Source organism: bacterium (genome assembly GCA_018830565.1).
Taxonomy (GTDB): domain Bacteria; phylum UBA9089; class JAHJRX01; order JAHJRX01; family JAHJRX01; genus JAHJRX01.
In genome coordinates this window covers 1-15,766 of record JAHJRX010000066.1, presented here as the reverse complement: position 1 = coordinate 15,766, position 15,766 = coordinate 1, and the positions used below count along the sequence as shown (strand labels likewise).

15 protein-coding genes are annotated in these 15,766 nt (G+C 33.2%); all 15 read left to right on the top strand.

Translation table 11 applies throughout. The features are described from left to right. Positions 1-528: 528 nt before the first annotated feature. The 15 genes from KJ849_06380 (at position 529) to KJ849_06310 (ending at position 15,562) form a co-directional block, all read left to right on the top strand. A complete protein-coding gene (locus KJ849_06380) occupies positions 529-1,530 on the top strand; it encodes a porin (GenBank protein ID MBU2600183.1) in 1,002 nt (333 codons plus the stop codon). 279 nt (positions 1,531-1,809) lie between these two features. Further along, entirely contained in the window at positions 1,810-2,301 is a 492-nt protein-coding gene (mraZ, locus tag KJ849_06375; GenBank protein ID MBU2600182.1) for a division/cell wall cluster transcriptional repressor MraZ, read from the top strand. A gap of 23 nt (positions 2,302-2,324) precedes the next feature. Further along, complete coding sequence (gene rsmH, locus KJ849_06370) at positions 2,325-3,218, top strand: 16S rRNA (cytosine(1402)-N(4))-methyltransferase RsmH (GenBank protein ID MBU2600181.1); 894 nt, start codon at positions 2,325-2,327, stop codon at positions 3,216-3,218. Positions 3,219-3,274: 56 nt separating this feature from the next. Further along, on the top strand, positions 3,275-3,487 hold the full coding sequence (locus KJ849_06365) for a hypothetical protein (GenBank protein MBU2600180.1): 213 nt from the start codon (positions 3,275-3,277) through the stop codon (positions 3,485-3,487). Position 3,488: 1 nt separating this feature from the next. After that, on the top strand, positions 3,489-3,773 hold the full coding sequence (locus KJ849_06360) for a cell division protein FtsL (GenBank protein ID MBU2600179.1): 285 nt from the start codon (positions 3,489-3,491) through the stop codon (positions 3,771-3,773). Then, positions 3,770-5,230, top strand: a complete 1,461-nt coding sequence (locus KJ849_06355) for a UDP-N-acetylmuramoyl-L-alanyl-D-glutamate--2,6-diaminopimelate ligase (protein ID MBU2600178.1) — start codon at positions 3,770-3,772, stop codon at positions 5,228-5,230. Before KJ849_06360 ends, KJ849_06355 begins: the two co-directional genes overlap by 4 nt. A gap of 5 nt (positions 5,231-5,235) precedes the next feature. Further along, entirely contained in the window at positions 5,236-6,603 is a 1,368-nt protein-coding gene (locus tag KJ849_06350; protein MBU2600177.1) for a UDP-N-acetylmuramoyl-tripeptide--D-alanyl-D-alanine ligase, read from the top strand. A gap of 12 nt (positions 6,604-6,615) precedes the next feature. Next, positions 6,616-7,701, top strand: a complete 1,086-nt coding sequence (gene mraY, locus KJ849_06345) for a phospho-N-acetylmuramoyl-pentapeptide-transferase (protein ID MBU2600176.1) — start codon at positions 6,616-6,618, stop codon at positions 7,699-7,701. Between the two features lie 43 nt (positions 7,702-7,744). Next, on the top strand, positions 7,745-9,109 hold the full coding sequence (locus KJ849_06340) for a UDP-N-acetylmuramoyl-L-alanine--D-glutamate ligase (protein MBU2600175.1): 1,365 nt from the start codon (positions 7,745-7,747) through the stop codon (positions 9,107-9,109). Beyond that, positions 9,093-10,205 carry a putative lipid II flippase FtsW gene (ftsW, locus tag KJ849_06335; GenBank protein MBU2600174.1) on the top strand — a complete coding sequence of 371 codons (1,113 nt, stop codon included), beginning with the start codon at positions 9,093-9,095 and terminating at the stop codon, positions 10,203-10,205. Before KJ849_06340 ends, ftsW begins: the two co-directional genes overlap by 17 nt. A 28-nt stretch (positions 10,206-10,233) precedes the next feature. After that, positions 10,234-11,337 carry an undecaprenyldiphospho-muramoylpentapeptide beta-N-acetylglucosaminyltransferase gene (murG, locus tag KJ849_06330; protein MBU2600173.1) on the top strand — a complete coding sequence of 368 codons (1,104 nt, stop codon included), beginning with the start codon at positions 10,234-10,236 and terminating at the stop codon, positions 11,335-11,337. Between the two features lie 149 nt (positions 11,338-11,486). Continuing rightward, positions 11,487-12,878 carry a UDP-N-acetylmuramate--L-alanine ligase gene (locus tag KJ849_06325; protein ID MBU2600172.1) on the top strand — a complete coding sequence of 464 codons (1,392 nt, stop codon included), beginning with the start codon at positions 11,487-11,489 and terminating at the stop codon, positions 12,876-12,878. Continuing rightward, positions 12,875-13,783: a UDP-N-acetylmuramate dehydrogenase gene (gene murB / locus KJ849_06320; GenBank protein ID MBU2600171.1), complete on the top strand. Its 909-nt coding sequence runs from the start codon at positions 12,875-12,877 to the stop codon at positions 13,781-13,783. The genes KJ849_06325 and murB overlap by 4 nt, the downstream gene beginning before the upstream one ends. Before the next feature lie 26 nt (positions 13,784-13,809). Further along, entirely contained in the window at positions 13,810-14,721 is a 912-nt protein-coding gene (locus KJ849_06315) for a D-alanine--D-alanine ligase (protein MBU2600170.1), read from the top strand. Next, the gene (locus KJ849_06310; GenBank protein ID MBU2600169.1) at positions 14,708-15,562 is read left to right on the top strand and encodes a cell division protein FtsQ/DivIB; all 855 of its coding nucleotides are present in this window, start codon (positions 14,708-14,710) and stop codon (positions 15,560-15,562) included. Before KJ849_06315 ends, KJ849_06310 begins: the two co-directional genes overlap by 14 nt. Positions 15,563-15,766 lie beyond the last annotated feature (204 nt).

Here is a 15,766-nt window from a genome sequence, read left to right as displayed (position 1 = left end):
TGCCCACTCTTTTTTGCTCATTTCGAAAATGTCCTTTTCTTCCATTTCTCCCTCCTTTTTTGAGGGATATTTTACATCCTTAAACAGGACATTTTCATTTTGCCAGATTAGGACATTTTCATTTTGGTATTACAGTAAAAATCAAGATTTGCCGATATTATTTTTAATTATTTAAGGAGTTTAAATTTGTCTTTCTTAATCAAAGTTAAACTTTTTTATACAATTAGTAAGAAATTTAGATAAAAATAATTTTTTTCTTGACAAAATACTCTGAATTATGGTAAATAAGTGAAAGTGATTTTTAGCTTAGTATAAGTAAGTGAGAGGTGTCGATAAGTAACTTAAATTTCCTAAGTTATTCCTACTACAAGTAGTTAAAAATTAAATAAGAAGGTTACTGATTTAATAATAATTTGTTTATTTTTAACTAAACTAAACCTTGATAAGGGTGATTATCTTAGTAGGGTTTTTATATAAATTTTATATAAATTACAAAGGTAAGAGTTTTAAAGATTAAGAGGAGGAGAGATGAAAAAATTACTAAGTTTCTTAGTGGCTATTTTGATGATAGCCCTAATGACACCAGTAGTAAAAGGAGCTATTTCTGTTAATGGCCACCTATCAGTGGGCTTAGATATGGTAGAGCCAGAAGGAATAAATCAAGATATAGCTTTTTCTGGCCCCAGAGCTAATATTAATATTAGCAATCAAGTTGGCGATGTAAGCACTAAAGTAGAAGTTCGAATAAAACCAGGTGAAAGAACTATCACTATACCTGCAGAAATTATCATTATAAGTGGAAACACTTTCATTATACCTGCAAAAACTATCACTATGCCTGCAGAAACTTTCTCTATACGAGAAGCAGTGGTTTCCATAGCTAATTTAATGCCTAACTTAACCGTCAAGGTAGGTCAGTTATCCCTTCCGGTCGAAGAGAATATAGTAGTTTCAGTCGATAATGCCAACAATATGGATAATATCTTAATAAGTAGTGATAGCGGAAGATTAGATGCTGGATTAGCTTTAGACTATAAGGTTAATGACCAAATTACCACCACCTTAGCTTTCACCAATGGACAACGCACTGGTATTAATACTGGTAAAACTGCTCTATGTTTAAAGGTAGCTACCAGTGGGTTAATGCCTAACTTAACATTAGATGGTTCTTACTACTCCCAAGACAAAGATAATATCATGGATCTGTATGCTACTTACAACTTAACTACCTTGGGCTTAAAGATAAATGGTATTTATGTTACCAAAGAACTTGCTAATGTGGAGACCGACTATATGGGTGGCGAAGTAAGCTATGCCATAGCTAATACTCCTTGTTCTCTAGCGGCTCGATATACAGTTAGTAATCCTAAGGTAGGTAATGACACTAATTTAATGGCTATAGGCGCTAACTACAAGTTAGCTGACCAGACTAAGGTTCAACTTGAGTACATGAACCAGGAGCTTGATGACAATCTTGATAATTCTGGCGATTCTAGTGGTTTAAAATTATTAGTTTGTACTGCTTTCTAAGAGTAAGATAAACTAAAGAAGACCAAAAAAATAAAAAACCACAGGAAATATTTCCTGTGGTTTTTTTGTGTCTTTTTTAGTCAGCAGGAGAAAGTTGGAACGGCCGAGATTTTTAATTATAACACTTTAGCCCTTTTATGGCCACCCCTGGAATAGCTATAGTTAGCTAATCACAAATTAAAATAATAAAAAAAATTAAAAAAAATAATAAAAAAAACTTGACAATAAAAAATGGGTAAGATAGCATAACGCTAACTTAGTGGAGTGAAGTGGAACAAAGTGGAACAAAATGAATTAAAAGGGAATAAAGATGCTGAAAATTACAACTTTATCTCTTGTTTTGAACATATCTTAGATGAAAAAGGTCGCTTGATTCTACCCTCTAAGTTTAGAAAGATTATTAAAGAGAAAGAGATAAAAAACTTTTATATTACTTCTGGTTTAGATAGTTGTTTAGCCATGTATCCAGAAGAGGAATGGAGAAAGATATTAAAGAAAGCAGAAAGTGTTCTTTCTTTTAGTAAAAAAGACAGTCGTTCTTTTTTGAGGAAGCTTTTTTCTGAAGCGGTAGAAGTTTCTATTGATGGCCAAGGAAGGATTAACTTAAATGGTAGTCTTAAGAAGCATGCCCGGATAGACAAGGAAATTATCTTTGTAGGTATGAATAATTTTGTGGAAATATGGAGTAAAGAAATTTGGGTGAAGTATATGGAGAAAACCAGTCAAAGTTACGAAGAAGTAGCTGAAAGTTTAACTAATTTAGGGCTATAAAATTATAAAAAGAGTGGTAAAAGATGGAGAGGATGCAGACACCAGTGATGTTAAATGAGGTTATCAGTCTTTTAAAGCCAGGACCAGGTCAAACTTATATTGACTGTACCTTAGGCATGGGAGGCCATAGCCAAGCTCTCTTAAAATTAGGAGCGGGTGTAATTGGTATCGATCAAGACGAGGAAGTAATTAAGATTGCCCAAGAAAAGCTCCTCCCTTATGGAGATAAGATTACTTTCATTTATGATAATTTTAGAAACATAGATCAGATTTTAGATAGACTTAATATTAAAAAAGTAGATGGCATTGTTTATGATTTAGGTGTCTCGAATTATCAATTTTATGAAGCAGAAAGAGGATTTAGTTTTCAGAAAGAAGGTCCTTTGGATATGAGAATGGATCAAAATAAAAAAACAAGAGCTTACGATTTAATTAACCATCTTTCTGAAAAAGAACTTTCTGAAATCATCTGGGCTTATGGAGAAGATAGGTGGGCAAAAAAGATTGCTAAGCAAATTGTTGTTTTTCGTCAAAAGGAAGGAAAGATTGACACTACTCTTAAATTAGTCAAGGTCATTAAGACAGCTATTCCTAAACCCTCTTTTCTAAATATTCACCCCGCCACTAGAACTTTTCAAGCCTTTCGCATTGCCGTAAACAATGAAATTTCTTCCTTAGAAGAATCCTTAGAAAAAGCTGGACCATTTTTAGCTAAAGATGGCAAGATGGTAGTGATTTCTTTTCATTCCTTAGAAGATCGAGTGGTCAAGCATAAATTTAAAGAATGGGAAAAGCAAGTTCCTCCAATCGTTAAAGTTCTCAGTAAAAAACCTTTAGTTCCTTCTTTGGCAGAGGTAAGATTAAATCCTCAAGCCAGAAGCGCTAAATTTCGGATAGTTCAAAGAACTATAATTTAAAGTTTCAAGGATTATTTCACCTTAATTTCCAAGAACCTAATTCAGAAGAGGCATGGATGAGTTTAAATTTGGCAACTTTAGGTAGAGAAAAAGAAGTTAAAGAAGAAAATGAGCTGAAAAAAGAAGAAATTAGTCAGATAATTGAACAAATCAAAGAAGAGATGAGGACCAAGCCTTGTTTAGCCTTGTCTTTGCAGTATCATTCTTTTCAAAAGATCATTGAATTAGTCATAGAACAAGACCTGGTAAATCAAGATGGCTTAAATTAAGATGGCTAAAGCAAGAAGTAAGTTTTTCTTATACTTTGCTTTAATTATCTTATTTGCCGTAAGTATCTTTGTTATTGTCTGGCAACATGTTCAAATAACTTCATATGGTTACAAGATTGCTCATTTAGAGAAAGAAAAAAGGGATTTGCAAATCGAGCAAAGTTACCATAAGGTCAAGGTGGCTAATTTAAATTCTCCGGAAAGAATAAGAAAGATTGCCTCGGAAAGACTAAATTTAATTAATCCTAATAAGTTAGAGATGATTATATTAAGGGTAGATAAATGAACTTATCAAAGCTTATTTTGAGTTTAGAAATAGACAGATTTAAAGGAGACCTCGAGACCAAGATTAAAGAGGTGACTTGCCACTCCCAACAAGTAACCCTTAATTCTCTCTTTGTTTGCTTGAGAGGAGAGAAGTTTGATGGCCATAACTTCGTCAAGGAAGCTGTAGAGAAAGGAGCCAAAGTTATTGTAAGTGAGGAAGTAGTGGAAGTTCCTTCTTTTGTTACTTTAATCAAAGTTCCAGATACTCGTTTAGCCTTAGCTCAAATAGCTAACAATTATTATAACTGTCCTTCTAAAGATTTAAAGATTATTGGCATTACTGGAACTAATGGCAAGACCACTACAGCTTATTTAGTAGAGTCTATCTTTAAGGTAGCTGGCGCTAAGATCGGACGGCTATCTACTATCTCTTATCAAATAGGAAGTGGTAAAGAAGAGAAAGCTAATTTTACTACTCCTCCATCCTTAGCTTTGCAGAGTTATTTTCAAGAGATGGTTAATAATGGGTTAACTTATTGTGTCATGGAAGTATCTTCTCATGCTCTCTCTTTAAGCCGAGTAGAGGGAGTAAATTTTCAAAGCGCGGTTTTTACTAATATTACTCAAGACCATTTAGATTTTCACCAAAGTTTTTCGGCTTATCTTAATTCAAAGATCAAGTTATTTAAGCAACTAGGAAGCGACCAAGAAAAGGTTGCTATTATTAACGTTGATGACCAGTGTTGTGGTAAAATCTTAGCTGAAACTAAGTCTAAGGTGATGAAGTATGGCTTAAACAATCAAGCTCTTATTTTAGCTAAGGAAGTGAAAATAGACAAGGAAGGTTATCCTTCTTTTAGCCTTAATGGACAGAGGATAAATTTAAGACTAATTGGTCGGTACAATGTTTATAATGCTTTAGCGGCGGCGGCCGTAGCTTTACACAATGAGGTAAGCCTACCCCAGATAAAGGAAGGATTAGAAGCCCTGACTAATGTTTGTGGAAGATTTGAAGTTGTTTATCAAGGTAGTTTTAAAGTGATCGTAGATTTTGCTCATACTCCTGATGCTTTACACTGGAGTCTTTCTACGGCTAAAACTCTCAAACCAAAGCAGCTCATTACTGTTTTTGGTTGCGGAGGAGATCGAGATAAAGAAAAAAGACCAATGATGGGCAAGATAGCTTCTTTGTTGAGTGATTATACCATTATTACTTCTGATAATCCTCGGAGAGAGGACCCTATGGAGATAGCTTTAAATATAAAAAAAGGTTTTTTAAATGGAGATAGTAACTTTGAGATTATCTTAGAGAGAAGAAAAGCTATTGCCAAAGCTATAGCATTAGCCAAAGAGGGGGATTTAATTCTCATTGCCGGAAAAGGCCATGAAGAAGATCAGATCCTTAAAGATCAAACTATTCATTTTAAAGATCATGAGGTGGTAAAAGAAGAAATTTTGTCTCAAAAAAAGAGATAGATAAGATGAAGCTAATCTCGGTAAAAGAAATAATTCAGATAACCAAAGGAGAATTAAAGTTTGGAAAAGAAGATCTTCAAATCCATGATATTTCTACTGATAGTAAGGCTATAAAGAAAGGGAGTTTATTCTTAGCTATTAAGGGAAAACATTTCGATGGCCATGATTTTATCCAAGAAGCTTTTTTAAAAGGAGCGGCAGGAGCAATTATTTCTGAAAATATAGAATCTTTTGATTGTAAAAAGGTAGTCATAAAAGTAGATCAGACTGTTAAAGCTTTAGGTAGAATAGCTCTTTACAATCGAAAACGTTATCCTAATACTTTAGTCGGTATTACCGGAAGTAATGGCAAAACGACCACTAAAGAGATGGTCGCTTCGATACTGGGGAAGAAGTTTAAGGTATGTAAGAGTGAGAAGAGTTATAATAATGAGATTGGCGTTCCTCTTACTTTATTAAAAGTCTCACCTTTGCATCAGGTTATTGTTTTAGAGATGGGCATGAGCAATTTAGGAGAGATAGAGAATTTAGCCCAAATTTCAGAGCCTAATATAGGTATTATTACTAATATTGGACAAACTCATTTAGAAAATCTTAAGAGCTTAGAAAATGTATTTAAAGGTAAAATAGAGCTTCTCCTTAACTTAGTTAAAGATAAAATAGCCATCTTAAACGCCGATGATCCTTATACCTCTAAAGTTAAGAAGATCTTTAAAGAGAGAATTATCACTGTAGGTATTAAAAACCAAGCTGATTACCGAGTGATAAATATTAAACTAGAAAATGATCGTGAAATTTCTTTTGATATCGAAGGAAGAGCTAAGGGAATTAAGATTAAAAGATTAGGACTTCATAATGTCTATAATGCTTCTCTGGCTTTGGCCGTAGGTTATTTATTTAAGATTGATCTTTCCTTAATTAAAGAAGGACTATTAGAGACAAAATATCCAGAGGGAAGGTTTAAGTTAGTCAAAAAAGAGGGTAAAGTCTTTATTGATGATACTTACAATGCCAATCCAGAATCAGTAAAAAGAGCTATTGAGACTTTGTTAAGTATCTCTAAAGCCAAAAGAAAGATCGTGGTCTTAGGAGATATGTTAGAATTAGGAGAGCAAGCTTTGAGCTTTCATAGAGAAGTAGGAAAACTTATTGCAGAAAAAAGGGAAATAAGTCTTTTGTTTACCTTGGGAGAGCTAGGAAGAGAGATAGGAGAAGGAGCTAAAGATAATGATTTTCCAGAGAGAAATATTTTTCATTTTAAGGATAAAGAGAGACTAATTTTGTCCCTTCAAGAAATCTTAAAGCCAACTGATTGTGTCTTAGTAAAAGGTTCAAGATTAATGAAGATGGAAGAGATTATTAAAGAGGCTTAAGTGTTTTACTATATATTTTACCAGTGGCTTTTTGATCCCGATAAAGTTACTTCTGTCTTTCGCTTATTTAAGTATATCACTTTTAGAAGTGCTTATGCTGCTTTAACGGCTTTAGTTATTTCTTTAATTTTAGGGCCAATTATTATTAAAAAACTAAGATCTAGAAGGGTTGTTCAAGTTATTCGAGAAGAATATTTAGAGAACCATGTTCATAAGTCCAGTACCCCCACTATGGGTGGAATTATTATTTTAGTAGCCTTAATTGTTTCTACCTTACTTTGGGCAAGATTGGACAGTCGATTAATTATCGCTATTCTTTTAGTGACTATTTCTTTAGGCTTATTAGGTTTTTATGATGATTACTTAAAGGTAGTTAAAAAGAAGTCTGAAGGGTTAATTATTCGAAAAAAGTTAATTGGTCAAGTTGCCATTGCTTTAGCAGTAGCTTTGTACTTTTATTATTATCCAGTAGGTAGCCAGCTTCAAACAAGTCTTGCTATTCCTTTTTTTAATAAGCCTCCTTTAAACTTAGAGTGGCTTTATATACCTTTTGTGGTCCTGGTAATCGTTGGTTCTTCTAATGCGGTAAATTTAACTGATGGATTAGATGGGTTAGCTATTGGTAGTGTAATCTTTGCCGCGATTGCTTATGCTGGTTTTTGTTATGTAGGAGGAAATATAAAAATAGCCGAGTATTTAAAGATTATTTATGTACCGGGAGGAGGAGAACTAACTGTCTTTTTAGCTGCTTTAATTGGAGCAGGTTTAGGGTTTTTATGGTTTAATGCTCATCCGGCGGATATCTTTATGGGTGATACTGGTTCATTAGCCTTAGGAGGAGCTTTGGGGACAGCAGCTATCTTAATTAAGAATGAGTTACTTCTTTTAATAGTAGGAGGCTTGTTTGTTATGGAAGCTTGCTCGGTATTAATTCAAATAGTTTCATATAGACTATGGAAGAAGAGAGTATTTTTAATTGCTCCTCTTCATCATCATTTTGAAAAAAAGGGTTGGGCAGAGTCAAAGATTATCATTCGGTTTTGGATTATCGCCATCATCTTTGTCCTTTTAAGTTTAAGCACCTTGAAATTGAGATAAATTATGAAAGTAATAAATTATAAAATTATGAAAGTAATAAAGTATGAAAGTAAGAGATAAAAAAGTAGGAGTTTTAGGTTTAGGTAAGAGCGGCATAGCTGCGGCTAATCTTCTTTATCGACTTGGAGCCAAAGTATTTATTAGCGAAATTAATGAGCAGTCATCTCTGGAAGGACTAAGTGGGAATTTTGAAATAGAGGTAGGGGTTCATAGTCAGAGAGTGTTAGGGAATGATTTAATCGTTATCAGTCCGGGCATAAATCCAGATATTCCTATCATTAAAGAAGCTAAAAGATTAAATATTCCAATAATCAGCGAAATAGAATTAGCCTTTAGTTTTTTGAATGGCCAGAGATTAGTCTCGGTTACCGGGACTAATGGTAAAACTACGGTAACTACCTTCATTGGAGAGGTTATGAAAAACGAAGGAAGGAAGACCGTGGTGGCAGGAAATATTGGTTACCCTCTTTGTAAGGCGGTGGAAGGACTTAATCAAGATGCTATTTTAGTTACCGAGATAAGTAGTTTTCAATTAGAAAATATCGATAAATTTAGACCCCAGATTAGCCTTTTATTAAATATTACCGAGGATCATTTAGATAGATATTTTGATATGGAAGAATATACCAGAGCTAAGATAAATATCTTTAAAAATCAACAAAAAGGAGACTTTATTTTATTAAATGCCGATAATTTTAGAATAAAAAACTTAGATCTAAAGACACCGGCTAAGATTATTTATTTTAGCACTCAGATTAAAGTTAAAGAAGGCATTTATGTCTGGGATAATAAGATTATTTCTAATATCAAAGGAGATGAAGAATTTATTTGCGGGATAGAAGATCTTAAGATTAAAGGAAGACATAATTTAGAAAATGTTTTAGCAGTAGTGGGTGTTTCTGTCTTGTTAGATGTTAACCGAAATGTCCTAAGGAGAACTATTTCAAGCTTTTCTGGCTTAGAACACCGTTTAGAAGAAGTAAGAAAGATAAGCGGCGTTACTTATCTTAATGATTCAAAAGCCACTAATATTGATGCGATGATAAGGGCATTAGAAAGTTTTAGCGATCCTATTATCTTAATTGCTGGAGGAAGGGATAAGAAAGGAAATTTCATCTTACTCCGAGATTTAATAGCCAAGAAGGTAAGAAAGATAATCTTATTAGGGGAAGCTAAAGAAAAGATAAAAAATTTATTAGGAGATTGCGTCGAGACTCATTTGGTTAAAGATCTTTCTCAAGCTGTTAACTTATCTTATACCTTAGCGGAAGAAGGTGACATCGTCTTACTTTCTCCGGGATGCAGCAGCTATGATATGTTTTCTAACTTTGAAGAAAGAGGAAAGTGCTTCAAAGAAGAGGTCTTAAAATTAGAATCAAGGATAAAGCAAGATGCCTTATCATTATAAGATTAACTCTCATTTAAGTCTATTCTTGATAACCATTTTGTTGACAGTCTTTGGCTTGGTGATGGTGTATAGTGCCAGTGCTATTTTAGCACAGGAATGGGTAGGAGATAGTTATTATTTTTTAAAAAAACAACTCTGGGGTGCCTTTATCGGGATAATCTTATGTTTGGTAATAGGAAGCATTAATTATAAAGCTATGCAGAAATTAGTTAAATCTATAGTAATAGTAGGATTAATATTCTTAGTGATTACTTTAATTCCTGAACTTAGTCGAGAAGCCGGAGGAGCAAGACGTTGGTTTAAATTAGGATTTCTTACTTTTTCTCCTCTTGAATTTGTAAAATTAATAGCCATTATTTTTGTAGCTAATTTTTTAAGTCGCAAGGAAGAAGCAATGAGCAGCTTTTCAAAAGGGGTTTTACCCATCTTGCTATTTTTAAGTATTCTATCTGGCTTAATCTTGTTCCAACGAAGCTTAGGGACGGTGGTTATTATTGGATTAGTAGTCTTTAGCATGCTTTTTATAGGAGGAGCAAGGTTTACCCATATCTTAGGAACTATTTTGTTAATGCTTCCTTTTATTTATAACTTAGTTTATCACGTTGATTATAGAAAAAGAAGAATCTTAGCTTTCTTAAATCCATGGGGAGACCCATTAGATAGAGGTTATCATATTATTCAATCATACTTAGCTTTAGGCGCAGGAGGTCTTTTTGGAAAAGGATTAGGCGAGAGCAAGCAAAAATTATTTTATTTACCTACTCCTCACACTGATTTTATTTTCTCTATTATTGGGGAAGAGATAGGATTTTTAGGGACCGTGTCGGTGGTTGTTTTTTTTGTAATTTTTACTTGGTTGGGATTAAGAATTGCAGCTTCTACTTCTGACTTATTTGGAAAATACTTAGCTTTTGGAGTTACCGCTTTAATCTCTATTCAAGCCTTATTAAATATGGGTGTAGTAACAGGAATCTTCCCAACTACCGGTGTTCCTTTACCTTTTATTAGCTTTGGAGGATCTTCTCTCGTTGCTGCGATGGGAGGAGTAGGACTGTTAATTAGTATTTCTAAAGAGAATAAGAAAGCTCTTAGCTGACAGTGTAAAGTGAGGTCTTGCTTTGCAAGTGCTTTTTGTTGTTGGTAGCACCGGAGGGCATATCTACCCAGCCCTGGCGGTAGCTTATGAATTAAGGAAAAGTTTTCCCAAGGTTGAAATATCTTTTCTGGGGCCATTAAAAGAGTTGGCCCAAGAGATAATTAGTAAAGAAGGTTATCATTACTTAGGGATAGATACTTTATCATGGAAACAAAAAATTAGTCTTTTATACTTAATAAAGTTTTTTTACCAGAATTTTAAGAGTTTCATAGAATCATTTAAGTATCTTTTAAGGCATAAGCCTAAAATAGTAGTAGGGTTTGGAAGTTATACTTGTGGTCCTGCCTTAATGGCGGCTTATTTTTTAGGAATACCTATAATTATTCATGAACAAAATTTAAAGCTGGGGATGACCAACAAGATTCTGGCTTATTTAGCTAAAAAAGTGTGTCTTGCTTATCCCAGTAATAGTCGTTTACCGAAAAAGAAAGTAGTAGTGACAGGAAATCCCATTCGAAGTAACCTTTTATTTTCAAGAGAAAAAGAACAAGTTCTTGAAAAATTAAAGTCATTTAACTTAAAAGAAGGTAAGTTTACCATTTTAGTTTTTGGAGGTAGTCAAGGTTCAAAGGCAATAAATGAGGTAGTAGTTCAAGTCTTGTTATCTTCAGAGTTTAATAATTATCCTTTCCAAATGATCTTGGTAACTGGGATTAATAATTTTGAGCAGATTAAGAAAGAGGTAGAAATAGTAAAAGATAAAGTAGCTTTGTTGCCTTATATCTTTGATATGGGTCCTGCTTATCTAGTAGCTGATGTAGTTATAAGTCGGGCTGGAGCAAGTACTTTGGCAGAAATTACCTTAAATGGAAGACCAGCGATCTTAATTCCTTATCCTTATTCAGCTTATCAACACCAAAAAGAAAATGCTTTTTATCTTAAAGAAAATGGAGCGGCTGAGGTCATCTTAGAAGAAGAATTAAATAAAGATAAGTTATTTAAAACCTTACTTAGTTTATATTTTCATCCAGAAAGATTAAGGATGATGATGATAAGATCTAAATCTTTGTCTAATCCTAGGGCTAATAAAAATGTGGTTAAGGTAATGAAAGAAGTAGTAAAAATGTTATAAATGTCATAAATGTCATAAGATAATATTGTCAGCATTCAGGCAGCAGCTATTAGCAGTCAGAAAATAGTGCTCAGTCATCAGGTGTCAGTAGTCAGCTTAATAATTAAAAGCTGACTACTGACACCTGAACGTTTGCTAAAAAGGTTAAGATGTTTAAATCAGATATTCAAAATATTCATTTAGTAGGTATTGGTGGAGTTGGAATGTGCGGTATCGCTGAGGTATTATTAAATTTAGGGTTAAAAGTCTCGGGATCTGATGTGGTTAATTCTGAAGTCATTGAAAGATTAAGACTTTTAGGAGGTAAAATTTACCTAGGTCATAGTGAGAATAATGTAGAAAAAGCTGATGTAATTGTTGTTTCTACGGCTATTGCCAAGGATAATATTGAGGTTATCAAAGCTAAAGAGTTAAAGATTCCAGTGATTCCTCGAGCCGAAATGTTAGGTGAACTGATGAGATTAAAAAAAGGAATAGCTATTTCAGGAGCTCACGGCAAAACCTCTACTACTTCTATGATTTCCTTAATATTAAGTAAAGCCGGACTTGATCCTACGATTGTGATTGGTGGAAAATTTAATAATTTAGCTAGTAATGCTAAGTTTGGAGGTGGAGAATACTTTGTAGCAGAAGCAGATGAAAGCGATGGAAGTTTTCTTAATCTTTTACCTATTTATGCTATCGTAACTAATATTGATTACGAACACTTAGACTACTATCAAGATCTAAAAGAGATAAAACAAACTTTTATTTCTTTTATTAATAAAGTTCCTTTTTATGGATGGGTAGTCTTATGTTTAGATGATGCCAATATTAGAAGTATTCTTCCCGAAATAAAACGGAGATATATTACTTATGGCTTAGAGACTGATGCTCAAGTTAAAGCTATTAACTTAGTCAGCAAGGAGTTTTCTTCTTATTTTGAAGTAGTCTATCATGGTCAAAATTTAGGTCAGATCAGGATTAATGTTCCCGGTCGGCAATATGTTAATAATTCCTTAGCTGCTATTGGTATGGCTCTTGAGTTAGATATAAGCTATGAAATTATAAAAAAAGCTCTTTCTAGTTATCGAAGTGTGGAGCGAAGATTTCAAATCAAAGGAAATGTAAATGGTATCTTAATTATAGATGATTATGCCCATCACCCTACGGAGATAAAAGCTACTTTAGAGTCAGCCTCTAAAAGTGTAAAACGACGTATTATTGTTGTTTTTCAACCTCATCGGTTTAGCCGCACTAAATTTTTATATCAAGAATTTGGAAAGTCTTTTCACTTAGCTCATGAAGTAATTGTTACTGATATTTATGCGGCTGGTGAAGCTCCGATAGAAGGAGTTGAGGCTTCTTTAATTGTAGAAGAGATCAGAAAAAATGGTCAAGACAAGGTAAGGTATATTTCTAATTTTGAAGAAATTATTAGATATTTAAAGAAAATAGCTCAGCCTAATGATTTAATTATCACCTTAGGAGCAGGTAATATTTATCAAGTAAGTAGTAATTTAGTTAAAGAATTAAAGAATAAGGATGTTGTTTTAGGATGAACTATTTAAATTTGGCTCAAGAGATCAATGATTTAACTAAGGCTAAGATTAAACTAAATGAGTCGATGAAGAAATGGACTTCTTTTAAAGTAGGTGGAAAGGCTGATATTATTGTTCTTGTTGATGAGATCAGCCAGTTAAAAGGACTGGTTAATTATCTTAAAGAAAACAAGATTCCTTATTTTATTATTGGCCATGGGACCAATCTTTTAATTAAGGATGAAGGGGTTAAGGGAGTAGTCATTAAGTTAGTTGGTTCTTTTAAAAGAGTCTCGGTAGCTGGTAACGAAATCCAAGCTGGGGCTGGTGTATCTTTAAGTAAGCTTTTAAAGATAAGCTTAAAGCATAATCTTTCTGGTTTAGAATTTGTTACTGGAATACCGGGGAGCGTGGGAGGGTCGCTCATTATGAATGCTGGTATTCCAAACTGTAGTCTGGGAGAGGTAACAAAAAAGGTCAGAATTTTAACTTCAAAAGGAGAAGAAGTAACTTTAGAAAATAAAGATATTGATTTTTTTTACCGAGGTAGTAGTTTAAATGGATCTATAGTTTTAGGAGCTGAGTTTTCTTTAGAAAGAGCTTCTCAAGAATTAATTTTAGAAAAAGTAAAAAAATACCAAGAAAAGAGAACTTTTTTAAGTTTTCCTAATGCCGGAAGTATATTTAAAAATCCGAGAGAAGGTTTTGCTGGGGAGCTGATTGAAAAAGTAGGTTTAAAAGGTTACACCATAGGGAAGGCCCAAGTTTCTACCCAGCACGCTAATTTTATTCAAAATATAGGCCAAGCTAAAGCCGGGGACATTTTATCTTTAATTGAAAAGATTAAAGAAGCAGTCCAAAGCCAATTTGGGGTCCACTTAGAAATGGAGATTAAGATAATAGGGGGTAACGGGTGGCTTTCTTAAAGAAAGACTTAAAAGTAGCTGTCTTAATGGGAGGCTTTTCCTCAGAAAGAGAAATATCTTTAAAGAGCGGCCAGGCAGTCATTAAAGCTATTGAGAAATTAGGCTATACTCCAATAACTTTTGATGTAAATGAAAATATAGCTAAAGAATTGACTACCCAAGAAGTTGAGGTAGCCTTTATTGCTCTTCATGGACGTTTTGGGGAAGATGGAAATATTCAAAGGATCTTAGAAGACTTAAATATACCTTATGTTGGTTCTGGAGTAAAAGCAAGTGCTTTTGCCATAGACAAGATCAAGAGCAAAGAAGTCTTTATTAAAAATAATATCCTAACACCACCTTTTGTCCAGGTAAATTCTAAACCTACTCATGATCTGGTCAATTTAAATAAGTTAAGTCTTCCTTGGGTGGTAAAGCCAGCCAGAGAAGGCTCCACGATTGGAATCTCCATCGTTGAAGAGAGAGATGGATTTTTGCCAGCTTATGAGTTAGCTAAGAAGTACGATCATGATATCTTGGTTGAGGAATATATAAAAGGAAGAGAATTTACCGTAGGAGTAATAGGGGGCAAGGAATTAACTCCTTTACCGGTAATCGAGATTCTTTCTAAGAATAAATTTTATGATTTTGAAGCTAAATATACTAAAGGATTAACAGAATTTAAGATTCCTGCTATTTTAGCCGAAGATGTATATACAAAAGCACAAAAGTTAGCTTGTCAAGTTCATCAATCTTTAGGTTGTTATGGGATGTCTCGAGTCGACATGATCTGCAGCCAGGACAATCAATTATATATCTTAGAAGTCAATACTATTCCAGGATTAACGGAGCTTAGCTTGTTACCTAAAGCTGCAGCCTTTATAGACATGAGTTTTGAAGATTTAATAGATACCTTATTAAGCTATGCCTTTGAAAGAGAAAGAGATGCGTCAAAGTAAAGGCTTAGCTAAAAGATCCAATGGGCAAAAGTTATTAAAAAAAAGTAAAATAAATAAGGGAGATAATTTAAAATTTAATTTATTAAAAAGATTTACTAAGATCTCAATGATCACAGTAGTCTTTTTAGCCTTAATATTAAAAGTCTACTTTTATTTTATTAATGCTCCTTTTTTTGCAATTGATGATCCTATTATTTTAGGAATAAATAAGTTAGTCTTAATAGAAGAGGTTTCTAAGAAAGTTAATCAATATTTTAAAAAATACTTACATAGTAAAAGTCCTAATATTTTTAAGATTAATTTGAGAGAGCTTAGTAGTTATCTACAAACTCAGTTTACCGTAGCTAAAGAGATAATTATTGAGAGAAAGCTGCCTAATAAGTTAATCATTAGAGTTATCGAAAAAGAAATTATCGCTTTTATTAATACAGATTATGGAATGATTAGCGTAGATAAAGATGGGTATGTATTTCTATCTAATTTTACTAAGAGAAAAGATAATGATTACCCTATTATTACCGGGGTTAAATTTTCTAAAATAAGGTTAGAAAGAAAGATAGAAGATCCAGGAGTTAAAAAAGCATTTAAGTTAATAAATAGGATAAAATCTATTGACCCTGATTCGTTGGATGAATTTTCTGAATTTAATATCAATAGTCTTTCTCAAATAGAAGCTTATACTATATCTCAAGGAACTAAGATCTATTTTGGTCAAGATATTTCCTTAGATCTAGTAAAGAAATTATTAGCCATTATCTCTTATCTAAAACAAAAAGAAGCTTTGGTTGATTACGTAGATTTAAGGTTTAAGAATATAGTGGTGAAGTTTAAAAATTCATAGATCTAGTAAAGAAATTATTAGCCATTATCTCTTACTTAAAATAAAGAGAGGCGTTAATTGAGGATGTAGGTTAAGGTTTAAAAATTCCTGTAATACCAAAATGAAAATGTCCTAATCTGGCAAAATGAAAATGTCCTGTTTAAGGATGTAAAATATCCCTCAAAAAAGGAGGGAGAAATGGAAGAAAAGGACATTTTCGAAATG